This is a genomic window from Crocosphaera chwakensis CCY0110 (assembly GCF_000169335.1).
Lineage (GTDB): Bacteria > Cyanobacteriota > Cyanobacteriia > Cyanobacteriales > Microcystaceae > Crocosphaera > Crocosphaera chwakensis.
In genome coordinates, this window is the sequence record NZ_AAXW01000002.1 from 60,480 (window position 1) to 86,805 (window position 26,326).

A 26,326-nucleotide genomic window follows, 5' to 3' on the forward strand; every position below is an offset into this window, starting at 1 on the left:
AGAAGTTTAAGTTAACTTTTTGAATATAATATTACCCTTGACTCAAAATAACCTCTAAAGCTTGTTGATGTAAGTTTAGGTTAGAAGCGGCCAAAACTTCCGTAGAATGGCTATTAAGAGCATTTCCTGTCCAGTCTGTAATGATTCCGCCAACCCCTTCTATGATAGGAATTAAGGCACAAAAATCATAGTATTTTAAGTCTGATTCTAAAACAATAATAGGCATAGCAGACCACCCCATTGCTAAGGATACATAATTGTAACAATCTCCCCCAAAAGCAGTCCGACGACACACCGTTTGTAAACGAGAAGCGATCGCTTGTTGGCGAGGAGTAATAAACATCAGGGGAGTGGTGGAAGTTAGACACGCTTCTGATAAGGGATAATTATCATTATTTTTGTAAGGATTATTGATAGTTTTATCATTAAAAATACTAGGTTTCCCTCTTATTCCTAACCATTTTTCTTGTAAGATGGGTTGATTGACACACCCTAATAAGGGTAAGTTCTTGTTTAGGTCAACTAAACCAATCAATGTGCCAAAAATGGGTAAACCTTTGACAAAAGAAGAAGTCCCATCAATGGGATCAAGTACCCAAGCATAACCACTATTTGAATTTATATTCTCCCCTTCTTCTCTGATAATTCCATCATCAGGACATTCTTTTTTTATCAGATCCACCATAACGTTTTCTGCTAAGCGATCAGCAATGGTAACGATAGAAGAAACTTCTGTTATTTTCGTCTCTGACTCCAGATTACTTTGACGAAAATATTGTTTAATGATGTTCCCAGATACGTCAGCTAACTTGTTCGCTAATTTTACTCTTAATTCTAAGGTTTCATGCTTCATTTTTTAACTGTTCAATTACTTCTAATAAGCGATCAATTTCTGCATCAGTTCCTACCGTAATTCTGACATAGTTACTAATGCGAGGCTGTTTAAAATATCTCACTAATACTTTTCGTTCTTTTAACTTAGTATAGAGTTGTGATGCTTCCATCCATTGAGGAGAAGCAAGGACAAAATTTGCATCAGAGTCAAAAACAAAAAAATCTAGTTTTCTCAGAGAATTAATTAAACGAGTTCGGGTATTCCTGACTTGCTGCCAAACACCTTTAAAATAGTCTTTAAATTGAAAACAATTAGCTCCCAATGTCTGAGCAACTCTATCTAAATTATAAGAGTCTCTAACTTTATTCATTTGTCCAATGATTTCTACGGAACTAATAGCAAAACCCACCCGCATTCCTGCTAAACTATAGCTTTTTGACATAGTACGGGAAACAATAACATTATCATATTGTTTTATAAACTCCCAATGATCTTCATCCGAAAAGTCTACATAAGCTTCGTCAATTAAGACGATACCTGTTGCTTGCTCACAAGTTTCTTTAAGATATTGACGGTTTAAATGTTTACCTAAAGGAGGGTTAGGAGAAGCTACAAAAATTAGTTTCGCTTCAGGACAAACTAAAGGACTATCTAACTCAAAATTTTTATCAGTTGAAATGGTTTTAATGGTTGCTCCATGTACCTTAGCAATGGTTTCGTATAAGGAGTAAGTGGGATCTAAAAAAGCGACAGTTTCCCCAGGGTTAACAAAGGTTCTTAGAGCAATATTTAAGATATCATCTGACCCATTGCCGGCTAAAATTTGCTCAGGAGGAAATCCAAATACTTCGCCGGCTGCTTTACGGAGTTTTGTAGAAATGGGATCAGGGTATAACCGAACTTTCTTTAATTCTTCTTCTAAATTATCAAAAACTTCATCAGGAGGAGCATAGGGATTTTCGTTAGTATTTAATTTAATATAATCCGTAGTTTGGGGTTGTTCTCCAGGGACATAACCAGGGGTTTGTTGAACACAGTTTCTAATGGGTAACATATTAAGAAGTTAGAAGTTAGAAGTTAGAAGTCAGAAGTTTTTTGTCATTAAGAGTTTAAAACTTCTAACATCAGGTTTAATAAGCAGTTATCCAGCCTAAAGAATTTAAGTAGCTATGATTTATTATTATAACTTTAACCTAATAATAATCTTCTTAAGAAAAAATAAGTAATTTTTGCTAGTTACAAGTATTTAAAAACCATTTTCTGATACAATAAAAACAAATTTAAGACTTTTGATCGCTTTGTAGAATTCTAATTTTAACTTAATCATGTCTATGTCTTCTTTACCCCTCCATGAACGTACTTTATCCTTGGATCATGAAGAATTAATCAATGTATTAGCCAATGAACCCAATCTATTAATTATACAAGACCTAGATGGGGTTTGTATGGGGTTAGTTAAAGATCCTTTAACGAGAGTTATGGATACTCATTATATCGAAGCAACGCGATCATTTAACGGACATTTTTATGTGTTAACCAATGGGGAACATATCGGAAAACGTGGGGTGAATTTAATTATAGAACGTGCTTATGATGATCAGAATTTAGTTAAAGAAAAAGGGTTTTATTTACCTGGTTTAGCAGGGGGTGGAGTCCAATGGCAAGATCGTCATGGTAACGTTTCTCACCCTGGGGTTAGTGATAAAGAATTAGACTTTTTAGCAAGGGTTCCTCAGTATATTGAAGCAAGTTTTAAAAACTTTTTTGCTAATAATAATCCTAATCTAGATGATAAGGCGATCGCTAATTATATTCAAGCATCTATATTAGATAATAAAGTCTCTCCCACTGCTAACTTAAACGTCTTTCATGAGGTATTTATTGAACAAGAAGATTATTATTTTCAACTACAACAACACATTAAACAATTAATGGATGATTTATTAGCAAAAGCTACCGATGAAGGATTAGAAAATTCCTTTTTTGTTCATTATGCGCCCAACTTAGGAAGAGATGAAACAGGACAAGAAATAATGCAAGAAGCGAAAGGAAAAGATTCAGGAACCACAGACTTTCAATTTATGTTAAAAGGAGGTATTAAAGAGGTAGGTGTTTTAGGGATTTTGAACCGTTACTATTATCAACGAACGGGGAAATATCCCCTAAGGGAAGATTTTAGTGTGAGAAATGCCCCAAGAAATCATCATCAATTAGTTGCTTTAATTAAAGATAATTTTGATCCTGAACAAATGCCAACCATTGTCGGTGTAGGGGATACTGTTACCAGTAAAGCAGTAGAAAAAAATGGTAACTTAAGCTTTGGAAGAGGAGGAAGCGATCGCGGATTTTTACAACTTATTCAAGAAATTGGTCAAGAATTTAACACTGGTAATCTGATCGTTTATATTGATAGTAGCGCAGGGGAAGTTAAAAACAGAAAAGCCCTTAAACTTGAAGAAAATAACGGTCAAAATTATGTCGTTGAAGGGCCTGGCGATCCCAGAGATCAAGCTGATCCCTTAACTTTAAATGTTGCTTTTCCTGGAGGATATCAACAGTATATTCAGTGTTTCCAAGAAGCAGCTAAAAAGCGAAAACAATAATTAAATGATTGGGCTTAATATTATTAAGCCCCTACAGTAAGATTAAGCCATTAAAACCCCTTTTGAACTAGGAATAGAATGGGCGCGACGGGGATCAATTTCTAAAGCCATTCTCATAGACCTTGCAAAGGCTTTAAATGTCGCTTCTATGATATGATGAGAATTGATACCATCGAGTTGTTTAATATGTAAAGTCATCTGACTATGATTAACAATAGCAACGAAAAATTCTCTGACTAATTGTGTATCATAAGTCCCCACTCTTTCGGTAGGAATTTGTAAACCATAACTTAAATGAGGTCTTCCGGAAAAGTCTAAAGCAACTTGAACTAAAGCTTCATCTAAAGGGGCTAAAAAGTGACCAAACCGAACAATTCCTTTGCGATCGCCTAATGCTTTTCTTAATGCTTGACCTAAGGTTATTCCTACGTCTTCATTGGTGTGATGATCATCAATTTCAATATCTCCGGTTGCTTTAACTTCTAAATCAATTAAGCCATGAGAAGCAATTTGATGTAACATATGATCAAGAAAAGGAATACCTGTTTCTGCTGTACAATTACCCTGACCATCTAAATTTAAACTAACTTGTACATCGGTTTCTTTAGTGGTACGAGTAACTGTAGCTATTCTATCAGGAAAAGGTGAAATAATAGGAGAAGAATTGCTACGAGGATTGTGTTGAGTTTGCATAGATTTAGTTTTAATTGAAAACAATAATTTTAGAGTTAATTCTATTATGACATTTAACAAGGTTCTGTTTCAGGATCACACATAGTATCAGGATCTTCTCCTACACCCGAAACAGGATCAATATAATAGTTATAAAATTCCGTTCCTGTGGCAACATTAAACACCACTATATGACCACTATAAGGATCAAAAACCACACGAGATTGACGATCATTACCCATAAATTCTTTAGATCCAACCCGTTTTAATATACCTCTAAATCGATAGTCACCTTCGTCTATTTGCATCACTAAACTATTCATATCCTGAACTTTAACATAAGTTTCTGGATTTCTATTTTGAGCAATTTCTATGGGATTAATATTAACATTGGTTTCTAACCCAAGACTCGGAAAACTAAAAGGTAGAATGGTAGCAAATACACCAAGAAAAATAATTGATTTAAAGTAATTTATCAAAGTTTATCTCCTCCTCATTAATTAATTAATTTATCTTTAGGATAGCAATTTCTCTAGGGTTCGGGATACTTTTGACCAAAACAACCGTCGTCTATATCCAATGGGTAAAGACTATGATAGAATTGCTGCAATTTGTCTATTCCCTATAGGAAAGACAGTTGACTATCTTGTTATAACCCTACTTTTCACACAAACTGAAGTATATTTATGAAACTATTAGATTCTAAAGGCCGTCTATTTGGAAAAATTAGTATCCTAGATTTAGGGGCTGCTTTAGCCATTTTTTTAGTAATTGTGGGCATTTTTGTCGTTCCTGGTAAGTCTGGAACCAGTACCATTGCTCAAGTTGCTAGTAAACCTATCGAAGTCGATGTCATTGTACGGGGTTTAGGAGTCAGTGATCCCGATGCACTGATTAATCAGTTTAGTGAGGCGAAAAAGACGAATATCGTTATCCGTAATCAACCTTCTGGGGAGTTTGAAATCAAGGATATTAAACCTCTTCCTCGAACCACTGTCGTACCTCAGCCAGATGGCTCCGTTAAAGCTCTCCCTGATCCTAGACCAGAAGTTGTTTATTTTCAAGACATGATTCTTACCTTAAGAGGGGATGCACAAATAACCGATACTGGTGCTGTTGTCGGTCAACAAAAAGTTAAAATCGGTACTTTAATCGAGTTAGAAGGTAAAGATTATAACTTTAATACCAGTACCATTGCTGTCAGAATTATGAACTAAAAACATCACTATTTGCTGATCGTAAAGTCATGAACTTTCTACGGTTTATGACTTTTTTTATTGAACTAATAATACACTACAAGGGGCATGATGAACCACATAATTACTCACACTTCCTAATAACATTTCCTCTAAACCAGTTAGCCCTCTACGTCCCATAATAATCAAATCAGCATCCCAATTTTTTGCTAATTTAACAATAGAAGAACTAGGATTTCCCATTATACAATCCCATTCTGTGGAAATTCCTTCTAAGGATGCTTTTTGAGTGTATTCTGTTAACCATTGTTTTGTTTGTTTTTGTTCTCCTTCTAAACTATCTTGCCATTGAGGAAGTAATTGGGTGACTTCTTCTGTGGTAAAGGTTCCGTAAGGAGTAAAATAAACTTCTGAGTTAATACAATGAAATAGCTTTAAAAGACTATTATTATTTTTCGCTATTGTTAACGCTTTAGGAAAAAGTGTTTGACAGTCATCAGGAGAAGCTAACGCAACTAATATTTTTTTGTACATCATTATCCTCTTTTATCGTTTAACTTGAATAATTCAATTATATCTATTTTTGTTAGTTAAATATCAGTATTTAAGCAATAGCAAAGTCTGTATGTTTACGAGTTTCGGGATCATAAAAAGCTAAAACAATATCCTCTTTTGGGATACCTTCTCTTAATAATTCCGTAGCGATACCTTCTTCTGTCCAATCTTCTTCTATGTAGATTTTATTGTTTTTTATTCGTATATGAACATGAGTGTTGTTAATTCTTTTATGATTTACCCAAGCTATAGACATCCACAAATAATGATCATGATTTTCATCAAAGATTAAACAAGTTTCATACTTTTTTTTAGATGAACGATTAGCAATCTCATCATATTGTGTTAAAATTTTTTTGATAATTTGACGATAATTAACTAACTTATCCATTTAACAATCTCCTCTTTTAGTGTATATGTTTATTATAGGCGATCGCTTTTTTAATTTATTTCAACAGGTTTTCAATTTCTTCATCACTAAAACCAAACTGTCTAAAAATGCGTAAAACATAAGCAGGTGACATTTCTTTTGCACCGATATCGATAGGAACAATTCTACGCTGTTTATCAACTTCTCGAATATATAAGCGATGATCTCCTTTTCCTTCTCGATAAAATTGACAACCTCCTTTTTCAAGAATTTTAATAAGTTTTTTGGGTTTAAGAGAAGGAATATTTTTAGGCATAAACTTTTCTTAATTCGTAGATTTCAGAAGATTCTGAATCTTCAATCATTAAAAATTCATGGAGTTCATCAATATGAAGGGGACGAGAATAAACATTTTCTTCACTATTAGAAACTTCTAAAAAAGATTCAATGGCTTCTTTTAGTTTATCAATAGCTTGTTCTGGGGTTTCTCCTTGTCCCACTAATCCATTTTCGAGACATAGTGAAACCCAATAATTTGTACTTTTTCTAAGGATAATGGTGTAAAAGTTCATTTGATTTGTAATTTCTAATATTCAGTATTAATTATAACAAAATAATGGTATATTAACTTAATAAATCTTCAGATATTCCAAAATTATCTTCTAGTTGTTTCATATATTTATTGAGTTTTTTCAAAACATAATCAGCAAGATAACCTGGTGTACTGTTATTAGTATAACAAAACTCTAAGCAAACTAATTTTTCACCCATATCTACTAAAATATCAGGTTTAATATTTGTCAAATGAGGATGATTTATTTCTGACTTAAAATTAAGCTCATGTTTGGAGTACCGAAATACATCTTTTAAAGCTAAACATATAGCTTTATTGAACCTTTGATCACTAATTTTATTTTGAGATATATCTTCATTAATTTTTTCAAAGGCTTGTTTTGCATTTTTTAAACCTGTTGGTACAGCTCCACTTTTGCGTTTTCCTAATGTAATGGAAACACCGGATAATTGTAAATATAATGGTGTTGTTTGAAGTGTTTTTTTCGCATTATTTTTTTGTAACCAATTTCTTTTAATACTATACTGGTCTGGATCGAGCCAATCTTTATTAGTAATAGGAATTTCTGCGTCTCTTGCATAAGATGCAATACAGCTTACTAAAGAATTTGTCGGTAAATACATAATTTTAGTAGTTAACATACGACTACTTAAAGCTAAAGTTAGGCGTTGGGGACTCCAATCTGCTTTTCTTTGATTATTCTCACTAATATATACAAACAAAGATTTATAATCTGCATTCCATATTTCATTGATTATATCTGGAGTCTGTTTGGCAAAGCGTGCTACTACACTTTCTGCTACGGGATAAGAAAATATAAACCATACTTCTGTTGGTTTAGGAACATTTTTGGCAATTCGGGATATATAATCAGTTCTTTGCTCCCAAAGACTTCTTATATCTTTTAGATAATCTCTAATCAAATGTCTTTCTCGTGGTTTACTCTCATACTTTTTCTTTAAGTTTTCAAGATCATTATCAGTTAATTGAAATTCATAGCAATTTTTACCTTCATTAAAAAACATGATTGTTTTTTTAACAATGTTTGGATATTCATCTAAAGGAGGGCCAGTAAAATCTATAACAGGTCTTTTTCTATGAAACATAGTGCTAGAAAAGCTTTTAGCAAATTCTTGCATATTTTCTAAGTCTTCTCTAACTGTTACAGGCCAAATCATGAGAATCGGATACTTACGAAGCAATCCATTTAAGTCTCTAAAAAAAGCTTTTACATTATTATTATCTTCATCTTTTAAATTTTCTAAGTAATCAATAACAATACATAGCTTATCGTTTATATTATTATTTTTTGAAAAGAAATCAATTGCCTCTTTTTTTATTTTTTTAAGTAATTCCTTTAATTTTATGTCACCTTGATTTTCTTGTTCTAATTCACTAGCATCTATAGAGACTATTGATTGTATTGGAATATATTTTTGAAATTTAAGTGAACTAATAAAAGTTGATTTTCCAACTCCCGATACACCATATAGGAATAGCAAATAACCAGCATTTTCAATATCTAGAACAACTTGAATAATTTGTTCTTCAAAGTGAGTAACTGGAACAATTAAATCAACAAGTCTAGATTTATCTTTTCCAATTGTCTTCAAAATTTCTTCATATGTAAATGGTAAAAATAAATCATTAGTTTTCTTAGGTTTATTTGTTATTAGTTTTTCTTCGATTACTTCTGTTTCTTCTACCTCTTCTATTATTTTTGGCTCTTGTTTTGTTTTGGACAATTTTGATGATGTATTTTGATTAGTATTTTTGTGAGAAATATCCTTTAATTCTGTTATGGAGGTATTCCATAAATCTAGTTCTAATTGATTAGGATCTTGAGAACGATATTTTTTAGACATTTTTGATCTTTAATTTTGTATGCAAACTATAAAAAACTTGTGTATTAAAGAAAGTATCAATATCGAATAAGTTTTTAATCTTGGCTACTTTTTTTCTACTTAATCTTTAATATTCAACATTTCCTTTACTTCATCTAATGAATAAGAAGGACTATCTTTTTCTTCTTCTTTTGCTTGCCTTAAATCCTCTAAATCTTCTAAGTCTTCTAACAACTTTTGAACTTTAATAAATTCCTCATAAGATAAAACAGCAAATTCTTTTTTACCATTTTTAGTTAAAAATTCAGGATGTAATTCAATCATTTTTGTCTCCTTAGTTTAATTATAAGCATTTTGCCGATGTTTAACTCGATAAATTATTAAAGTATTATCTTCAATATCAAATAATACTCGATAATTACCGACTCGTAATCGATACTGTGGAAAAAAGTTGGTTAGCTTTTTAACATCTCCTTGTAAATTATCTATCATTGCTTCAATTTTAGCAATAATTCGAGTTTTGTCCTGGGATGACAATTTTCCCAATTTTTTGATAGCTTTGGGCTTAAATTTAACTTGATACTTCACATTTACTTTAACTCAAAAATTTAGGTTAAGGTGGGCATTGCCCACCTTACGATGTTAACTTAAAGCACCGGCTGGAATACCTAAAATATCTTCAATTTTGGGCATTTCATCTAACGGAATAACCCGTCCTTCGTCTTCAAATCCTGTCATTTGATCAAAGTTCAAATAACGGTACAATTCATCGGCAAAGGGATCAATTTTTTGGGTAACAATCTCCATATATTCTTCAACAGTGGGTATTTTTCCTAATAAGGCACATACCGCAGCTAACTCTGCCGAACCGAGGTAAACTTGCGCCCCTTTACCCATACGATTATTAAAGTTACGGGTAGAGGTAGAAAACACTGTCGCATTGTCTTCTACTCTTGCTTGGTTGCCCATACATAGAGAACATCCCGGCATTTCTGTCCTTGCCCCTGATGCAGCAAACACTCCATAAATACCTTCTTCTCGTAGCTGTTTTTCATCCATTCGGGTTGGGGGACAAATCCATAAAACAGATTTAATACGGCCTGCACCCTCTAAAATTTTGGCAGCCGCGCGGTAATGGCCAATATTAGTCATACAGGAACCGATGAACACCTCATCAACTTTATCCCCTGCACATTCTGACATTAATTTAACGTTATCAGGGTCATTAGGTGCAGCCACAATGGGTTCTTTAATCTCGTTTAAGTTGACTTCGATAACATCAGCATACTCTGCCGTTTCATCTGCTTCCATTAACACGGGATTTTTTAACCATTCCTCCATTTTTGCAGCCCGACGCATTAAGGTTCTAGAGTCTTGATAACCCCGTGCAACCATATTTTTAATTAAGGAAATATTGGAGCGTAAATATTCAGCGATGGTGTCTTTTCCTAACTTAATGGTTGACCCTGCACAGGACCTTTCTGCTGTTGCATCGGTTAATTCAAAAGCCTGTTCAACTTTTAAATCAGGTAATCCTTCCATCTCCATAATACGACCATTGAAAACATTAATTTTGTTCTCTTTGGCAACAGTTAATTTACCTTCTTGAATGGCAACCCAAGGGATAGCATTAACAATGTCTCTTAACGTTACACCGGGTTGCAACTTTCCAGTAAACTTAACTAATACTGATTCTGGCATATCCAAAGGCATCACCCCTAATGCTGCTGCAAACGCAACTAAACCGGAACCAGCAGGGAAGGAAATACCCAAAGGAAAACGAGTATGAGAGTCTCCCCCGGTTCCTACTGTATCGGGTAATAACATCCGGTTTAACCAAGAGTGAATAATACCGTCACCCGGTTTCAACGCCACACCACCACGGGTTGCAAAGAAGTCTGGTAAGTCTTTATGGGTGTTGATGTCGACGGGTTTGGGGTAAGCAGCAGTATGACAAAAACTTTGTAAGGTTAAGTCTGCATTGAACCCTAAACAAGCTAACTCTTTCAACTCATCTCTTGTCATGGGTCCTGTGGTATCTTGAGAACCAACAGTGGTCATCATCGGTTCACAAGACGTTCCCGGTCTAACCCCAGGTAAACCACAAGCTTTACCTACCATTTTCTGGGCTAACGTAAAGCCTTTGCCAGTATCTTCTGGCATACTAGGACGTACAAAAATGTCACTGGGTTCGAGTCCCAACGCTGCACGGGTTTTATCCGTTAACGCCCGTCCGATGAGTAAGGGAATGCGTCCTCCAGCCCGAACTTCATCTAAAATAGTTTCAGGTTTCGGGGTGAAGGTTGCAATAACGTCTCCTTCTTCGTTGGCGACTTCTCCTTTGTAGGGATAGATGATGATAACGTCGCCGGTTTCCATTTCTGAAACATCGCATTCAATGGGAAACGCGCCGGAGTCTTCTGCTGTATTGAAGAAAATAGGGGCTATTTTCCCGCCGATAATGTAGCCACCAGCCCGTTTATTGGGGACAAAGGGTATATCATGGCCAATGTGCCATAAAACCGAGTTAATGGCTGATTTACGAGAGGAACCGGTACCCACTACATCCCCGACATAGGCCACAGGATAGCCTTTTTCCTTGAGTCTAGCAATGGTTTCGATCCCTTCTGGCATGGTTGACTCTAACATGGCCAACGCATGGAGGGAAATATCGGGTCGGGTGGTTGCATGAGGTGCAGGAGATAGATCGTCTGTATTAGTTTCTCCTGGCACTTTAAAGACGGTGACGCGAATAGTTTCGGGGACTTTGGGTTTATTGATGAACCAAGCAGCATTGGCCCATGCGTCAATGACTTGTTTAGCGTAGGGGTTGCTTTCGGAAAGTTCTAAAACATCATTGAATGCGTCAAACACTAACAGGGTTTTGCTTAATGCGGTGGCTGCTTCTGAGGCAATATTACTATCCGAAGATTGGAGCAACTCTACTAAGGATTGTACATTATAGCCTCCCATCATGGTTCCTAATAAGTCTACTGCACCTTGAGGGGAGATGAGGGGACAGGTTATTTCACCTTTAGCGACTCCGGTTAAAAACCCTGCTTTAACATAAGCTGCTTCATCGACACCAGGGGGAACTCTATCCCGTAATAACATCAACAGTTCTTCTTTTTTGTCTTCTGGGGGGTTTTTTAAGAGTTCGCATAGTTGCGATGTTTGTTCTGCGGTTAAAGGTAAGGGGGGAATACCAAGTTTTGCTCTTTCTTCTGCGTGTTTGTGATAGTTTTCTAACATTGAGTGTCTCCTTCGGTTGTTTAGGGTTTGGCTATCATAACGTTTTGTTATCAGTTTACTGAGTTTCTGAGCGTTTGCGCTTTGTAACGTTAAGTATTTGTGTCAAGAGAAGTTGATAAATGTTGACAAACTCTATGGTATTCTCTGGACAATTCTATTTTTGAACTTGTTATAATTAAAATGGGAATCTTGAGAGGTTTTAAGAAAAAAAATGGCGTTTCCAGATATCATTAATCCAACAGATGACAAACGAGTATTTGAGTCTGCAAAGCAAATAATAATAACAAAAAACTCTGTTAAATTCGGTTCTTCTGTATATCAATTTAGGAATATGACGGGATTTAAGGTGGGTGAAATTCCAAAGGCTCGTTTATCTTGGTCAACAGTTATTGGAATAACCATAGTAGGTCTTTTTATTATTAATTTCAATAAGTTGGTGGGAATTGGATTACTTGCTCTAGCAATCTTTTTACTGTATAAGCATTTTACACAAATTCAATATTATGGATTAATAATATATTTTAACTCAGGACAATCCCACATTTTTACCAGTAATGATAAAAGCTTTTTGATGGATATCGTAAATGCTCTCTATGATTTAATGGAAACTTCTCAAGAAGGTACTATTTATATAGATATGAGTAATAGATCAGTTAATGTTGAAGGTGATCTTCAAGGTAATGCAGTTGCAGGAGATGGAAGCCACATTAATTAGAATATTCCTAAAATTATTTAAACATTTATAAGTTATTTATGGAGGTAGCAGTGTTATGAACGACAGAAAAATTACTGTAGATGGCTCACTTGTTGGAAATGCGATCGCAGGTGATCATTCAACTATTAAAATGGGTAAAAACTCAAGTATAAATAGTGGAAAAGAAAATGATCCAGTACAAGAATATTCTCAACTGGAAGACTTAATTAACAAATTAAAGGCAGTAATAATTGCAATTCCTGAAATTCAACAAGAAGATAAAAAAGAGGCAATCAAAGAACTAGAATCTATCTCAAAAATAGAACAACATCCTAAAAATGAGCAACTTAAAAAATCAGGGAAAAAGTCATTAAGATTTTTGAAGGGACTCATTTCTGAATTGCCAACAGCCACTCAATTAGTGGAAGAATGTCACAAGCTTTTGTCGGCGATAGTGTCTCTCTTAGGATTTTAGATTTATTTAAAGTTATCATTCTCTATCTTATAACTGCTATGACTATGTATTAGCATTTTATCTCATTATGCCTAAAAAAATTAGAGAGTTAAAACGCTTGCTAAAAAAAGCAGGTTTTGTGTATCGTTCTGCTAAAGGTAGTCATAGTCGCTGGTATCATCCTCTTTTACCAGAATATCCTATTACCATAGCAGGAAAAGATGGAGATGATGCTACACGTTATCTAGAAAAGCAAGTCGAAGAAACACTCATTAAATTAAAAGAAATTCAAAATAAGGAGTCTGAATGATGAAATCACCTTATACTATTGTTATTCTTTGGTCAGATGAAGATCAATGTTATTTAGTTCATTTACCAGAGTTTCCTACTCAGAAGTTTCATACTCATGGAGATACTTATGAAGAAGCATTAAAAAATGCTCAAGAAGTCTTAGAATTACTGATAGAAGAATACAAAGAAGATGGTAAAAGTTTACCTCAACCTTTATCAGTTAATCAACTAAACACTAATAAAGTGGTAATCGCTTGATAAATTTTAAGCTAAAATAGTTACATGGACTTTCAATGGGATGAAAAGAAACATCAAACTAATATCAAGAAACATGGTTTTGATTTTATTGATGCTTGGGAAATTTTTGAATCTCCAATGTTAATAGAATTAGATTCACGACAAAACTATGAAGAAGAGCGTTATATTGAAATCGGGTTCTTAAGACAGTATATTGTCGTTGTTGTCTTCATAGAACTTAATGATAGCGTTATCCGTATTATTTCATTAAGGAAAGCATTGAAACATGAACAAATCAAATTCACAAAATACATCAGAAACCAACTGGGAGAGAATTGAGAAAATGACAGATAATGACATTGACACCTCGGATATTCCTCCCTTAGATGATGATTTTTTTGCAAATGCAACCCTGAGAATGCCAAAGAAAAAAATATCAGTTACCTTAGAAATTGATCAAGATATTTGGGAATGGTTTGCTGCACATGGAGAACAATACCAAACAAAAATTAATACAGCTTTAAAAATGTATGCTAACGAAACAAGAAAACAGCAAAATTCATAAGAATTAATGATTATTTTTCGGATTTATGCTGATGACTAAACCTGATGTTAAAACAATGAATCTTAAAGATTTGAGAAAATATATTTTATCTCATCGAGAAGATAATGAAGCTTTTTATACTTTTGTTGATCGAGTTGACACAGAAAAAAAATGGATAAATAATCCGCCGCTAGATTCAATAGAAGACATGGATAATTATCCAGATTTTTTAGATAAGATTAAGAAAGATAAGGATAGGAAAGTTCCTGAAAGTTAAAGATATAATTGTAATTACAGTTTATTTATGGAGATCAATAACATGAAAATTAATGATTATTTACTTGATTCTCTTTTTCGACTGTTTAGGATCACGTTTAACATGAAAACAAGCGATAATGAAAATTAGATCATCTTCAACGATATAAAATAACCCATAAGGGAATCTAGATAATAATTTTCGCCTAACATTTTGATAAATAAGAGGATAAGCAAAAGGATTTTTTTGAATCGAACTTAAACTATCATCAACCTTACGAATAAACTCAGAACCCAGTTGATTGACTTGTGTTTCGTACCATTGATAAGCTTTCTCTAAATCTAATTCTGCTTCATCAGAAATCTTAACTTTGTAAATTATTTTCTATAATTCTTTGTTTAACTTCTTCCCAAGATGACCCTTGATTTTCAATATTTTGATAAGTTTCTAATCGTCTATCTAACTCTTGTTTTTGCGACTCAGTTAAAGGAACTTGATCAGCATCAATAATAATACTATCCCAAACATTTGCGATTAATTCAAGTTTTTCAGGAATGGTAAGAGAAGCAATTTGTGCAGATAGTAGTTTATTCATAGATTCATTAAAATATGTTTTTGATCTTATTCTAGTTTAACAAAAAAATATTGATCAGGTAGCGATCTTAATGGAAGAGATCCGCTTTTCGCTGTGCTTGATCAGTTTTTAAGCTAAAATAGTTATATCGAAATACAAAACCGTGACTATGAGTATAACCAAAGCAGAAATTAAAGAAATAATTATGAAACTTCCCGTAGAAGAAATAAAGCAACTAATTGATGAAATACAAGAAACTATGCAAACACAAGATTTGATGAAACTAGCAGAAACAGGGTTCCAAGAATGGAATGATCCAGAGGAAGATATTTATAATAATGAAACCGAAAATTAATGAAATTTGGTTAGTTTCTTTCCCATTTAGTAATTTACAAGCAACTAAACTTAGACCAGCTTTAGTTATTGCTATTCATCGAAAAGAAGCAATTATCTTAGGAATATTTTCAAAAATACCTAACGAAAATCTACGGGAGACTTGGGTATTAATTTCTGATAAAGATCCTGAATTTAAGCTAACTGGACTTAAGAAAACTTCCTTAATTAGAGCAGATAAGATAGCAACTGTCAATGAAACAGTATCTCAAAAAAAACTAGGTATTTTATCATCTAACTCTATCGAAAAAGTAAAATTTGCTCTTAGAAAGTCTCTTTATTTATTAGATTAACTACATACTAAAGATTAATAAATTTATTCTAGATTTTTTGATTGTCATTGCGAGGGGAATGAACGATTAGTATAGTTTTCTGTTTTGTTATCATTCCCCCGAAGCAATCTTTATTTTTCTGTTGACTGTTTTATAGATTGCTTCTGGGTGTTGTTAGTTAGACTTAAAACTAACTATTTATATTACCCCTCGCAATGACTGATGAGTTTGTCGTTGACTAAACTCAGGTTAATTAGAAGTTAACTTAAACTAAAAAATTTAGTTTAGTCATTATATTTTTCTAAAAAATAGTTATAAAAATGATCAACTTGTGATAGTTTGAGGGGCAAGCACCTACTTTTTAATCTTTTTCATGATGAAATCAATAGAATTTATAGAGGTTAAGCTATCGCTTAAACAAATCATAAAAAGTTTATGTGCGATCGCTTTAAGTATCACTTTTTTGTTAGTTGACGGCTTATCTTTAAGTCAGACTGCTGTAGCGCAAGTCTATGAACCTGCCCCCGCATTAGTGGAAAGCATGACCACGGGTAAACCGAATATTGTCGTTATCTGGGGGGATGATATCGGACAAAGTGACCTTAGTGTTTATACTAAAGGCATGATGGGCTTTAAAACTCCCAATATTGACCGCGTTGCCGAAGAAGGAATGTTATTCACTGACTATTACGCAGAACAAAGTTGTACTGCTGGTCGTTCTGCCTTTATTACCGGACAAAGTGTTTTTCGCACTGGTTTAAGTAAAGTCGGACTTCCTGGCGCAGATATCGGTTTAAGCGAAGAAGATCCCACCATTGCCGAAATGCTTAAGCCTTTGGGGTATGATACTGCTCAGTTTGGCAAAAACCATTTAGGAGATAAAGATAAATTTTTACCCACAAATCATGGGTTTGACGAATTTTATGGCAACCTCTACCATTTAAACGCTGAAGAAGAACCCGAACAGGCTGATTATCCTCCCCCTGAAGATTTTCCTAATTTTCGCAAAAAATACGGGCCCCGTGGTGTCATTCACAGTTTTGCTGACGGACGCATTGAAGATACTGGGCCATTAACTAAAAAGCGTATGGAAACTATTGATGACGACATTGCCAACCGATCTGTCGAATACATCAAAAAACACGCCAACGCTGCTGAACCTTTTTTCCTGTGGACCAACTTCACCCATATGCACTATCACACCCATACCAAACCCGAAAGTTTAGGGCAAGCAGGACGGTGGCAGTCTCCTTATCATGACACGATGATCGACCACGATAAAAATGTCGGTCAAGTGTTAGACGCATTAGACGAAGCAGGACTCACAGATAATACCATCGTTATCTATAGCACCGATAACGGGCCTCACATGAATAGCTGGCCTGATGCTGCTATGACTCCGTTTCGAGGAGAAAAAGACACCGGTTGGGAAGGGGCTTTCCGTGTTCCCTTTATGGTTCGTTGGCCGGGACATATTGAACCGGGTAGCATCTCCAATGACATTATGTCTCACCTGGACTGGATGCCGACTTTAGTGGCTGCAGCCGGTGATCCCGATGTTAAAGAAAAATTACTGAAAGGCTACCGAGTAGGACGCAAAACCTATAAAGTCCACTTGGACGGTTACAACTTCTTACCTTATTTAACTGGGGAAACAGAAGACAGTCCACGAGACGACTATTTCTACTTCTCCGACGATGGCGACTTACTCGCCATGCGTTACGACAACTGGAAAGTCCATTTTGCTCAGCAACGCACCGAAGGAACCGCAGCCCTCTGGGGTGAACCGTTTGTTAAAACCCGTATTCCCTGGCTGTATAACTTACGGACTGACCCTTACGAACGGGCAAGTATTACCTCCAATAGGTATTGGGACTGGTATCTCAATCATACTTATTTGTTAGTTCCGGCTCAAGGGTTTGTGGCTGAGTTCCTTGAAACCTTTAAGGAGTATCCACCCCGTCAAGAAGCAGCCAGTTTCACCATTGACCAAGTGTTAGACAAGTTAGTACCACCAAGTAGCTAAATATTCGTAGGGTGGGCATTGCCCACCTTACTAAAAATAAGGAAATGTTATCGACATTGAAATTTTAAACACTTCAAAAAAGATTCAGAATTTTAGTCCTGATGGAACAACAAGTAATATTTATCAATCACATTCTAGTTAATTAGAATACTTAAGAAAACTAATGAGGTTTTTTGATGAAATCTAAAGTTTTTCCCCATTTTCCATTGACACGGCGTTTCTTGATGCCGTTTATCTTATCTTTTATTGCTGTATTAACTCTCTGGTTTTCGGTAAACGCCCCTGTTGTTGCTACATCCCTAACCGATAGAGTAATAGAAACCCCAAACGCCCAAGAACAACTCCTTCTATTCGCTCAAGCTGACTCAGAAATGGAGTCCCCTGAACCAGATCCCGATAGATATCAAAGTTGGGAAAAGCAAAACCTAAGCGAGTTACAACAATTTCGTGGCGTTTTAGGGGCGCGTAATATTTTTATTATCTTCTTTGTCACTTTAGGGCCAGTTAAAATCATTCCCACTTTTATTAAACTAACCCAAACTGCCGATGATGACCTACGGAAAAGTTTAGCTCTTAATGGTGCAGGATTAGCAACCCTTATTATTGTTTTAGTGGTCTTACTCGGTGGCAATATTCTCACTAAATGGACAGTGAGTATGTCTGCTTTGCTCATGGCGGCCGGTATCATGCTATTCCTGGCCTCTTTACAAGCAGTGATGTCTCAATACAAAGGGTCAACAGCCAATGAACCAGTAATAGAACCCTCTATGAAACTGTTGATCAATCCCCTGGTATTTCCTACTATTTTGCCCCCTTATGGCATTGCCCTGGCCCTAATTTTAATGGTCTTTAATAATCGCATTTCCGATCGCCCGTTTATTGTTCCAATCATGCTAATTTTAGTTATGGTTTTAAATTTGTTGGCCATGTTGTTTGCTCGTCCCATCTTAAAAACCATTAAATTGCCCACATTACAAATTGCAGGATTGGTGTTAGGGGTAATGCAGTTAGCCTTAGGGATAGAGATCATTCTTATCGGTATTCATATCCAAGCACTCATTTTAGAAGACCTCTTACAATTTAATTAATATCAGTTCGACCAAACTAGGTTCTGGTGGCGTTGAGAGTCAGAATTTAAACGTCAGAATGAAGAATATAATTTAACTCAGGTTGATGGGTTGATCAAACCCATCAAATTACAATTGGATGACAACATTATTAAACTAAGTTTGTAGTCAGTACGTGAGGACGAGAAAGTTAGCTATTATGAAAGCTGAAACCTTGAGTACGAAGTTTTCTACCATGGTTCCTTAACCTAAAATAGATCATAAGCATCAGGAGGTGAACATGGCAGCAGTTGAAGAAAAAAGTATGGTTCCCACTGTCTTAGTAGGTGTTGGGGGAACAGGGGCTGAAATCTTATCAAGAATACGCAGGTTAGTTGAAGAAACCTACGGCAGTTTAGAGGCATTTCCTATCCTCAGTTTTTTAGTAGTTGATACCGATAAAGATTATAAAATTAGTAACCCAGAAGCCGGAGGGAGTAAATTTAAAGATCACGAAAAACATTGGGCTAGTGTTAGTGGAAAACAAGTCAGCGATATGGTTTCTAATATGGAACAATATCCTTGGATTGATCGTTGGTTTCCCAGAGAATTAGAAAGAAATATTACTTCTTTAGAAGCAGGCGCCGGACAAATCCGCGCTTGTGGAAGATTTGCTTTATTTTGTAATTATCATGATATTAGAGATAAATTTTTAGGGGCGGTAAATCGAGTTAAAGGCCGTGAAAATTTTATGTTAGATCGCTATGGTATTAAAGTCAGTACCAACGCGATCAATGTGTTTGTTACAGGGTCACTTTCTGGGGGAACAGGAAGTGGAATGCTGATCGATATCGGTTACTGTGTGCGTAAATGGTTAGAGGCAGAAGGCAGTCCTTTAGTTACTGCTATTGTTCCCATGCCTCAAGCCTTTGCAGGAATAAAAGTAGGCGATCGCGTCTTAGCAAATGGCTACGCAGCTATGATGGAATTAAGCTATTTTTCTGACTATCGAACTGAATACAATTCTCAATTTAGTAAGAATTTAGCCGATGAAGTTCGCAGCAACCGCGCCCCCTTTGATTTTACTTATTTAGTGGGAACTAAAAACGGAGAAAGCGACTTTAAACTGGATCAAATACGGGAAATGATCGCACAAAATATTTTCTTAGATTTGACTTCAGATTTCTCTCCTCATAAGCGATCAATTCGCGACAATATTAAGTCAGCTTGGGCGCAAGCCGATCCTGGCGGTAGAGGTTATCCCAAAAACTTTATGAGTTTTGGTTTATCTACTATTGAAATTCCCATTTTTCAGATTAGAAATTCTTTATGTTATCGGTTAGCCAAAGATATCGTTAATTGGTGGTTAAATGAACAGGTACAACTACCAGCCGATTCGATGGAATTTATCAAAAACGATATTCTTAAAAAAATGCGTTTAACCGATGTGGAGTTATTAGCTGATATGGGTGCTGCCCAAGATAAATCTTATATCGAAGAAGTATCGCAATGGGTTAACCAACTACGACAAACAATTAATCAAGAAAACTATTTACAGTGTACCGCAACAGGCATTAATATTTTTGGTAAAGAACAGGGAAAAATTAGAGACTTAGATCAATTTATTAAAGAAAAAGTTAATAGTTATAAACAAGATCATTTTCGAGAATTAAGTCCTGATGAACGGTTACATGGGGACTATTTTCAAAGAATATATGATAACCGCGATCGCACCATTAGCCAAGGAAGAAAAGCCCTAGAAGATGAACTGTATCGTATTATTGAAGATCGGAATTTAGGTCCTAAGTTTGCTCATACTTTTATTACTATGGTAAGACAAATTTTTGATGATACTAGACAAAGATTTAGCCAACAAAAAGAACAACTCTGGGAACCCAAAGAAACAGAAAGACAGAAAGAATACGAAAAAGCTTTAGAAGAATTTAATCAAATTAAATCTCAGTATGGTATTACCAAAAAAGATAGAATAACGTTGTGTTGTGATAGCATTTTAGAGAATCTTCAAGGTAGTTTAATCGCAACGATTCAACGAAAAACCCGTGCTGCTTCTTTAGTGGTTATTGATCGTTTAAAAGAAGAATTAGACAATTTAGAAAGACGTTTAAATCGTTTCCAACAGCGTTTAATACAGACAAGAGACGAATTTGCAAAAGAAGCGGATCATCAAGCCGAAAGTGCCGATGTCTTAACAATTAATGGTATTAAATTATATGATAGAGATAAGATGAATGAACTGTATCAAGACTTAATTGAAAAGTTGGGGTCAAACGTTCAAGGCAGTAAAAGTCGCTTTGAAATGGGACTGGATCAAATCTGTAGTACCCTTTCAGAAGATATTTTAAAAGAAGCGAGTCCTTTATGGAAGAAAAACCGCCTCGCTGATGAATATATGCGCTTATTTGATGTTCCTAAAATTCCTGATGTGCAGCAAGAGGATCTTGAAGAAATTATCTACAATTATAGTAAAGAAACGGTGGTGGATAAAACCCCAAAAAATTCCCATCTTTATACCGAAATGGCAGCCTGCGATCGCCTCTTTAAACTCTACAATGACGAAACCGAAATTACCGATAATATTCGTATTGCCTATCATAAATCTAAGCCCTTAATTATGATGAATCGGGCGATTTTATCAGGAAAAGATGCAGGTTTTGCCCCTTCAACTAACGTCAATGTGGGAATTTTAGGAGGAAGAAATACCGCCGATCCCGCAGCCCAAAAATTGCTTCCTTTACTGCAACAATTCCCTGATATTAAAGAGAGTGCCATTAAACCTTTAGGAGATTCTGAACGCCATCGTATCGTATTTGTACAAGAAACAGGAGGCTTTTCTTTACGTTGTATTGATGGGATGAAAGAATTAAGACAGTCCTATCAAGACTGGAAAGGGGATAGTATTGAAGCCAAACGCGCCCAACTACGAGGAGAACCGAGAGACTTACCTATTCCTGTTCACATTCAAAAAGAACCCCCTTTTTGGGATGTTTTTCCCGAAGATCCAACGATCTTTCAATTAGTCATTCAAGCAAGAGCATTAAACGTTTTATACTTATCAGAAAATAAAGCTACAAGAGAAAATACGATTCGTTATACTCGTAAAACCAATATAGGTTTAGAAAACGTTGACATTGCTTCAAGTTGGGAAGAAGCCTCACAAATACTAGAAGTTCGTGCCTGTCGTGAAGATAGAGAAGAAATACAACGACAAATTACCAAAAAGTTAGATCAAGCAGAAACCCCTCAACAAAAACGACAACTTTATCAAACTTTAATGGCTTATTTAGAACACCGTTCCTTAGAATTAGAAAAACAAGGAGGAAAAGATAGTCCTGAATACAAACGAGAGGCAGAAATCATTAAGAGATTGATCGATGATTATCAACTTTATGTCACTGAAACGGTTAGTCATATTCCAGAAACAACAACAGAAAAACCCCCTCAACCCCCTCAACCTCCTGCCCCTAAAAAATGGTATCTTTATAAGGAAAATCAACAAACTGGTCCCTTTTCTGCCGATGAATTATTAACCCAAGGCGTTACCCCTCAAACCTATATTTGGTGTGCCGGGATGGAAGGGTGGACAACCGTTTCAGAAGTGGCAGAGTTAGAACATTTGTTTTAAATCAAGGGAATAGGAATAACAGAAGATGAATATAGTAACGGGGGAATTAACAAACCCTACTGTTAAAAAGGAGGCTGAATGATTACCCTAGAAGTCTTAGAAGGTTGGTTAAACATCCCTCCTGAAGATGAAAGACTAGAATTCAAAGAAGCCAAAAATCAATACGATACAACCAAGCTAATGAAATATTGCGTCGCCCTCGCCAATGAAGGGGGCGGGTATTTCATCTTAGGTATTACTGATAAACGTCCCCGTCAAATTGTTGGTTCTCAAGCCTTTCCGACACCCGAAGCACTCAATAAAATTAAAGCCAAAATTGTCCAGCAACTTCGCCTACGGGTCGAAATCACAGAATTACCACACCCTAATGGGCGAGTATTGGTATTTGAAGTGCCAACCCGTCCGACAGGACAACCCATAGCCTTTGACGGTGCATATTTGATGCGAGCAGGGGAAGAACTTGTCCCCATGACCCCAGATATGCTTAAGCGTATCTTTGCCGAAGGAAGATCAACAAGATTGGTTTTGTCAACCTGCTTGTTCTCATATCAGTGCAGAGAAAGTCATCGACTTATTAGACACACAAACCTACTTTCAACTACTAAAATTTCCTTATCCTACTAATCGTAATGCTGTCCTAGAAAGATTACAAAGCGATCAACTTCTCAAAAAAACAGCAAAAGGTTGGACAATTCCCAATATATCAGCCATTCTTCTTGCCAAACAACTTGACAGCTTTTCGCCTACTTTAGCCCGTAAAGCTCCACGAGTCATTATTTACGAAGGAATAAATAAACTTAACACTCGTACAGATCAAACAGGACAGAAAGGCTATGCCGTAGGTTTTGAAGGTTTAGTGAAATTTGTTTATAACTTAGCTCCCCAAAATCGCATTATTGAAGAAGTTGTCAGAGAAGAAGTCAAAATGTTTCCCAGACAAGCTTTGCGAGAACTGATTGCTAACGCTTTGATTCATCAGGACTTTCTGGCCACAGGAACTTCAGTGGTAATTGAAATGTATGATGATCGAGTGGAAATATCTAATCCTGGTATTCCAACTATTCGAGTAGAACGCTTCATAGACGAGTATCGTTCCCGTAATGAACAACTAGCTGACATAATGCGTCGTTTTGGGATTTGTGAAGAAAAGGGAAGCGGTATCGATAAAGTTATTGGCGCTTCCGAAGTTTATCAACTCCCTGCCCCAGATTTTAGAGTAGGCGACATCCGAACCATTTCAGTTTTATTTGCTCATCAAAATTTTAATGACATGAGTCAATCTGACCGTATCCGAGCTTGCTATCAGCATTGTTGCCTTCTTTACATCAGCAATAGACGAATGTCTAACCAAAGCTTACGAGATCGCTTTCGTTTGAACAAGTCAAAAAGTGGTACAGTTTCTCAAATAATCGGAGCAACAAAAGAAGCTGGACTGATCAAATCTGATGAATCAGAATCTAATTCAACTCGTTACGCTCGCTATCTTCCGTTTTGGGCATAGACAAAAAGTGCTTTAACGCAAATCCATTTGAATTAGGTCAAATTCGCAAAACCCTTATATAGACAGAAAAAAAGTGCTTTAACGCAAATCCAGAGCTAGTACAAATCTATTAACTAAAAATCTTCCCTCCTGCCTCTTGCCTCCTGCCTTCTGCCTCCTTAAAAGGAATGCGCCATAATTGCTCTAATTCATTGGCTGGCATGGTTAGATATAGAATATCCCCAGGCTGTAACTGAGTCTCTAATAACTCCCAACTATGAATCGTTAAGGGGTTTCGTTCCAAATACAAAGGGACAAACCCCCCTTTCATCGCTGCCTCTTTCACGGTTTGCCCAGAAAAAGAATGTTTCGGGGTGATTAAAGTGGCTAAAGCTACCCATAATAAGTCTTCTGTCATGCCATTGCCCAAAATTTTGCCCCCCAACGCAGCAGCAGCAAAGGAAGGGGTGGCTAACTCCGAGGGACATAACACCGTTTCAAACTCAAATACCTCTTGAACCGACTGACCAAATTGGGGATCTTGCGATCGCAGAGTAATGTTAATCTGAGGAGCGATCGCTTTAGCAGTTAAGCCGATCTCAACATTTATCATATCGTTGCTAGTCACAACAATAATCGCCGTGGCTTTTTGAAGATTAGCTGTTTTTAAAGTGTCATTGACTCGCGCATCTTCTAAAATAATGGGAACCCTTAGCGATCGGGCTGTGTGTAAGAAGCGGTTATTCGCATCAGACTCGATTACCACCACTTCATGACCTTGTTTCTGAAGTTGACGGACAATTTGAATGCCAATGCCTCCTAAACCACAGACAATATAATGATGTTTGGTCGGAACTCTGGCCACATCCCAAAACTGTTTTAAACGACTCCCCAATATAAAATCATTGAGCAAGGCATAACATACGCCGATTACCCCTGCGCCCACAATCATCATAATAGCGGTAAATACTTTAATACTGGCCGGAGCTTTTTCAGCGACTTGTTCTTGTCCTCCAGCACCAGTAATCATACCCACAGAGAAGTATAAGGCATCCACCAAAGAGGTATTATAATTGACTGCCACATAGGTAAAAGTAGCAGCAAAAATCATCCCCAATAAACATAAAGTTACTGCAATGACAGGATTAACATAACGCTGATAACGCCGTAAATTGGCGATCGCTTTGACAAATTTCTGCCCCCAAAAGCGACGTTGAGAACGACTGCTTAAACGAGTACCAATAATCAAATGATCCCCTAATTGCAGGGTTTTTTCCTGCAATACCGCCGAAACTAAGTCCAATTCTCCATGAGCCGGTAAATAATAAATTAACATCCGTGAGGGACATTCCCACAATTCCCCTAAATTTAGCCCTAACCAAGGGTGATTTTCATCGATCACCACGTCTTCAATGGGCCAAATTTGGTTAAATAATTGTAGTTGGCCGATCGCTTTATTCCCCAAGGCTGCAAAGGAGAAAATAGGGGCAGCTAAGGCGGCCACGCTCATAGTATGGTGATGGGGAAGGGTTTGATCGAGTCTTTCCCCTAACGTATGGTTAAAGAGACGATTAATAATACGGATTTTAGGGTTGAGTATACGTGCTTGGGTTAGGGTTCCCAAATTAATGGCATCGTTATTACTGGCTAAAACGAGAGTATGAGCGTGATGAATACCTGCTTTAGCTAGGGTTGACGGGGAACATAATTCACCGACAACGACATTTTCAGAGGTTTCTCCTAAAATTAGGCGGTCGCTAATCCCCACTACAGCAGCCCCTTGTCGTCTTAATAAACGAAAGATTTTATATCCTGTTCGTCCTAACCCACAGACTATGATTTGTGGTTTCATGGAAAGTTTTGATTGTTTTTTAAACTTTAACTATGATAGATTCCTTTCCTCATTGTCTGTAGCATTCTTTACGATTTAGCAGATTTTAGACTATTTTAATGGTTAATGATCTCTCGAATAATGATGTATTCTAGAAACAGTTGCTATGACTCTAGCGTCTTGTGATGCTGAATATAGTTTTAGCAGACTTATAATGTTCCATTATTAGTTGAACACAAAAATAATAGTGTTGAGGAAGAAAATCTATGATGTTTAACCCATTTAAAACTAAAAAAATAGCGGTTATTCTCACCCTTTTAGGAACCACCCTAGGGTTAGCTCCTGTAACTGTAGCACAATCCATTGATCAAGTGGATAAGCCTTATCAGAGCAATGAAAGAGATCCTAATGGAAGCGAATTAGGGGATTTTATGAATCCGTTGGGATTAATGCACCGTGCTAATTTAGAAAGGAGTCGTAGTGGTGGCGAGTTTGCTGAGGATACACGCAATAACCTTAGCGAAGCAGCTAAGTCTTTTAAAGAAGCACAAAGACAAATGTTAGAAGCACAAGAAGCAGCTAACCAAAATCAAGAACCACAATAATGTTAACCTGAGTTCGGAATTATTCTTTTTTCAATGGGATAACAGGGGTTTGAGACTTCAAATTTGTTGTCAATTATCC

General features: G+C 36.1%; 32 protein-coding genes. 17 read left to right on the forward strand and 15 right to left on the reverse strand.

What is annotated here, in order from left to right:
• Positions 1 to 31 precede the first annotated feature (31 nt).
• The gene (locus CY0110_RS01410) at positions 32 to 853 is read right to left on the reverse strand and encodes an inositol monophosphatase family protein (protein ID WP_008272848.1); all 822 of its coding nucleotides are present in this window, start codon (positions 851 to 853) and stop codon (positions 32 to 34) included.
• On the reverse strand, positions 843 to 1,889 hold the full coding sequence (hisC, locus tag CY0110_RS01415; RefSeq protein WP_035798070.1) for a histidinol-phosphate transaminase: 1,047 nt from the start codon (positions 1,887 to 1,889) through the stop codon (positions 843 to 845). Before hisC ends, CY0110_RS01410 begins: the two co-directional genes overlap by 11 nt.
• A 277-nt stretch (positions 1,890 to 2,166) precedes the next feature.
• On the opposite strand from hisC, the gene stpA reads away from it, so the two are divergent.
• Positions 2,167 to 3,438 (forward strand): glucosylglycerol 3-phosphatase, encoded by a 1,272-nt coding sequence (gene stpA / locus CY0110_RS01420; protein WP_008272854.1) that lies wholly within the window; start codon positions 2,167 to 2,169, stop codon positions 3,436 to 3,438.
• A 42-nt stretch (positions 3,439 to 3,480) separates the two neighbouring features.
• Here the strand turns inward: stpA and hisB are convergent, their stop codons facing one another.
• Both hisB and CY0110_RS01430 read right to left on the reverse strand, forming a co-directional pair.
• The gene (gene hisB, locus CY0110_RS01425) at positions 3,481 to 4,131 is read right to left on the reverse strand and encodes an imidazoleglycerol-phosphate dehydratase HisB (protein ID WP_008272861.1); all 651 of its coding nucleotides are present in this window, start codon (positions 4,129 to 4,131) and stop codon (positions 3,481 to 3,483) included.
• Between the two features lie 53 nt (positions 4,132 to 4,184).
• Positions 4,185 to 4,589 carry a hypothetical protein gene (locus CY0110_RS01430; RefSeq protein ID WP_232285667.1) on the reverse strand — a complete coding sequence of 135 codons (405 nt, stop codon included), beginning with the start codon at positions 4,587 to 4,589 and terminating at the stop codon, positions 4,185 to 4,187.
• 207 nt (positions 4,590 to 4,796) lie between these two features.
• Here CY0110_RS01430 and CY0110_RS01435 point away from each other — a divergent pair, with 207 nt between their 5' ends.
• Positions 4,797 to 5,327, forward strand: coding sequence for a DUF4330 domain-containing protein (locus CY0110_RS01435; RefSeq protein ID WP_008272869.1), 531 nt, complete (start codon positions 4,797 to 4,799; stop codon positions 5,325 to 5,327).
• Between the two features lie 57 nt (positions 5,328 to 5,384).
• On the opposite strand, the gene CY0110_RS01440 is transcribed toward CY0110_RS01435, so the two are convergent.
• The 8 genes from CY0110_RS01440 to acnB form a co-directional block, all read right to left on the reverse strand.
• On the reverse strand, positions 5,385 to 5,843 hold the full coding sequence (locus CY0110_RS01440; RefSeq protein WP_008272873.1) for a universal stress protein: 459 nt from the start codon (positions 5,841 to 5,843) through the stop codon (positions 5,385 to 5,387).
• Positions 5,844 to 5,910: 67 nt separating this feature from the next.
• Positions 5,911 to 6,252 carry a XisI protein gene (locus CY0110_RS01445; RefSeq protein ID WP_035798073.1) on the reverse strand — a complete coding sequence of 114 codons (342 nt, stop codon included), beginning with the start codon at positions 6,250 to 6,252 and terminating at the stop codon, positions 5,911 to 5,913.
• Positions 6,253 to 6,307: 55 nt separating this feature from the next.
• Positions 6,308 to 6,547 (reverse strand): type II toxin-antitoxin system HicA family toxin, encoded by a 240-nt coding sequence (locus tag CY0110_RS01450; protein ID WP_035798075.1) that lies wholly within the window; start codon positions 6,545 to 6,547, stop codon positions 6,308 to 6,310.
• A complete protein-coding gene (locus CY0110_RS01455; RefSeq protein WP_035798077.1) occupies positions 6,540 to 6,803 on the reverse strand; it encodes a type II toxin-antitoxin system HicB family antitoxin in 264 nt (87 codons plus the stop codon). The genes CY0110_RS01450 and CY0110_RS01455 overlap by 8 nt, the downstream gene beginning before the upstream one ends.
• Positions 6,804 to 6,855: 52 nt before the next feature.
• Entirely contained in the window at positions 6,856 to 8,670 is a 1,815-nt protein-coding gene (locus CY0110_RS01460) for an ATP-binding protein (RefSeq protein WP_232285668.1), read from the reverse strand.
• A 99-nt stretch (positions 8,671 to 8,769) separates the two neighbouring features.
• The gene (locus tag CY0110_RS01465; protein WP_008272880.1) at positions 8,770 to 8,973 is read right to left on the reverse strand and encodes a hypothetical protein; all 204 of its coding nucleotides are present in this window, start codon (positions 8,971 to 8,973) and stop codon (positions 8,770 to 8,772) included.
• Positions 8,974 to 8,988: 15 nt separating this feature from the next.
• Positions 8,989 to 9,237, reverse strand: coding sequence for a type II toxin-antitoxin system RelE family toxin (locus CY0110_RS01470; protein WP_035798080.1), 249 nt, complete (start codon positions 9,235 to 9,237; stop codon positions 8,989 to 8,991).
• Positions 9,238 to 9,291: 54 nt separating this feature from the next.
• Positions 9,292 to 11,901: a bifunctional aconitate hydratase 2/2-methylisocitrate dehydratase gene (gene acnB / locus CY0110_RS01475; protein ID WP_008272883.1), complete on the reverse strand. Its 2,610-nt coding sequence runs from the start codon at positions 11,899 to 11,901 to the stop codon at positions 9,292 to 9,294.
• 211 nt (positions 11,902 to 12,112) lie between these two features.
• Here acnB and CY0110_RS01480 point away from each other — a divergent pair, with 211 nt between their 5' ends.
• The 7 genes from CY0110_RS01480 (at position 12,113) to CY0110_RS01510 (ending at position 14,398) form a co-directional block, all read left to right on the forward strand.
• Entirely contained in the window at positions 12,113 to 12,616 is a 504-nt protein-coding gene (locus CY0110_RS01480; RefSeq protein ID WP_035798083.1) for a DUF6232 family protein, read from the forward strand.
• Positions 12,617 to 12,671: 55 nt separating this feature from the next.
• A complete protein-coding gene (locus CY0110_RS01485) occupies positions 12,672 to 13,070 on the forward strand; it encodes a hypothetical protein (protein WP_050779935.1) in 399 nt (132 codons plus the stop codon).
• Positions 13,071 to 13,137: 67 nt separating this feature from the next.
• Positions 13,138 to 13,359, forward strand: a complete 222-nt coding sequence (locus tag CY0110_RS01490; protein ID WP_035798086.1) for a type II toxin-antitoxin system HicA family toxin — start codon at positions 13,138 to 13,140, stop codon at positions 13,357 to 13,359.
• On the forward strand, positions 13,359 to 13,598 hold the full coding sequence (locus CY0110_RS01495; protein ID WP_008272892.1) for a type II toxin-antitoxin system HicB family antitoxin: 240 nt from the start codon (positions 13,359 to 13,361) through the stop codon (positions 13,596 to 13,598). The genes CY0110_RS01490 and CY0110_RS01495 overlap by 1 nt, the downstream gene beginning before the upstream one ends.
• Before the next feature lie 24 nt (positions 13,599 to 13,622).
• A complete protein-coding gene (locus CY0110_RS01500; protein WP_035798089.1) occupies positions 13,623 to 13,916 on the forward strand; it encodes a BrnT family toxin in 294 nt (97 codons plus the stop codon).
• A 4-nt stretch (positions 13,917 to 13,920) separates the two neighbouring features.
• Complete coding sequence (locus tag CY0110_RS01505; protein ID WP_008272895.1) at positions 13,921 to 14,142, forward strand: BrnA antitoxin family protein; 222 nt, start codon at positions 13,921 to 13,923, stop codon at positions 14,140 to 14,142.
• Positions 14,143 to 14,173: 31 nt separating this feature from the next.
• A complete protein-coding gene (locus CY0110_RS01510; protein ID WP_035798267.1) occupies positions 14,174 to 14,398 on the forward strand; it encodes a DUF6887 family protein in 225 nt (74 codons plus the stop codon).
• 60 nt (positions 14,399 to 14,458) lie between these two features.
• On the opposite strand, the gene CY0110_RS28265 is transcribed toward CY0110_RS01510, so the two are convergent.
• Together CY0110_RS28265 and CY0110_RS01515 are read right to left on the reverse strand one after the other, a co-directional pair.
• A complete protein-coding gene (locus CY0110_RS28265; protein WP_071943745.1) occupies positions 14,459 to 14,758 on the reverse strand; it encodes a type II toxin-antitoxin system RelE/ParE family toxin in 300 nt (99 codons plus the stop codon).
• Entirely contained in the window at positions 14,742 to 14,972 is a 231-nt protein-coding gene (locus tag CY0110_RS01515) for an addiction module protein (RefSeq protein ID WP_008272902.1), read from the reverse strand. The genes CY0110_RS28265 and CY0110_RS01515 overlap by 17 nt, the downstream gene beginning before the upstream one ends.
• 148 nt (positions 14,973 to 15,120) lie before the next feature.
• On the opposite strand from CY0110_RS01515, the gene CY0110_RS01520 reads away from it, so the two are divergent.
• The 7 genes from CY0110_RS01520 to CY0110_RS30690 all read left to right on the forward strand — a co-directional run bounded on the left by CY0110_RS01520 (position 15,121) and on the right by CY0110_RS30690 (position 23,832).
• Complete coding sequence (locus CY0110_RS01520) at positions 15,121 to 15,306, forward strand: hypothetical protein (protein ID WP_035798094.1); 186 nt, start codon at positions 15,121 to 15,123, stop codon at positions 15,304 to 15,306.
• Positions 15,290 to 15,637, forward strand: a complete 348-nt coding sequence (locus CY0110_RS01525; RefSeq protein WP_008272906.1) for a type II toxin-antitoxin system PemK/MazF family toxin — start codon at positions 15,290 to 15,292, stop codon at positions 15,635 to 15,637. The genes CY0110_RS01520 and CY0110_RS01525 overlap by 17 nt, the downstream gene beginning before the upstream one ends.
• A 352-nt stretch (positions 15,638 to 15,989) precedes the next feature.
• A complete protein-coding gene (locus tag CY0110_RS01530; RefSeq protein WP_050779937.1) occupies positions 15,990 to 17,642 on the forward strand; it encodes an arylsulfatase in 1,653 nt (550 codons plus the stop codon).
• Between the two features lie 176 nt (positions 17,643 to 17,818).
• Positions 17,819 to 18,730, forward strand: a complete 912-nt coding sequence (locus CY0110_RS01535) for a MarC family protein (RefSeq protein ID WP_035798098.1) — start codon at positions 17,819 to 17,821, stop codon at positions 18,728 to 18,730.
• A gap of 259 nt (positions 18,731 to 18,989) precedes the next feature.
• Positions 18,990 to 22,331, forward strand: a complete 3,342-nt coding sequence (locus tag CY0110_RS01540; RefSeq protein ID WP_008272932.1) for a tubulin-like doman-containing protein — start codon at positions 18,990 to 18,992, stop codon at positions 22,329 to 22,331.
• A gap of 78 nt (positions 22,332 to 22,409) precedes the next feature.
• Positions 22,410 to 22,955, forward strand: coding sequence for an AlbA family DNA-binding domain-containing protein (locus CY0110_RS30685; RefSeq protein WP_232285669.1), 546 nt, complete (start codon positions 22,410 to 22,412; stop codon positions 22,953 to 22,955).
• 391 nt (positions 22,956 to 23,346) lie between these two features.
• Positions 23,347 to 23,832 carry an ATP-binding protein gene (locus tag CY0110_RS30690; protein ID WP_232285677.1) on the forward strand — a complete coding sequence of 162 codons (486 nt, stop codon included), beginning with the start codon at positions 23,347 to 23,349 and terminating at the stop codon, positions 23,830 to 23,832.
• A 109-nt stretch (positions 23,833 to 23,941) separates the two neighbouring features.
• On the opposite strand, the gene CY0110_RS01550 is transcribed toward CY0110_RS30690, so the two are convergent.
• On the reverse strand, positions 23,942 to 25,663 hold the full coding sequence (locus CY0110_RS01550) for a potassium channel family protein (RefSeq protein WP_050779939.1): 1,722 nt from the start codon (positions 25,661 to 25,663) through the stop codon (positions 23,942 to 23,944).
• A 245-nt stretch (positions 25,664 to 25,908) separates the two neighbouring features.
• On the opposite strand from CY0110_RS01550, the gene CY0110_RS01555 reads away from it, so the two are divergent.
• Positions 25,909 to 26,247 (forward strand): hypothetical protein, encoded by a 339-nt coding sequence (locus CY0110_RS01555; protein ID WP_035798101.1) that lies wholly within the window; start codon positions 25,909 to 25,911, stop codon positions 26,245 to 26,247.
• Positions 26,248 to 26,326 lie beyond the last annotated feature (79 nt).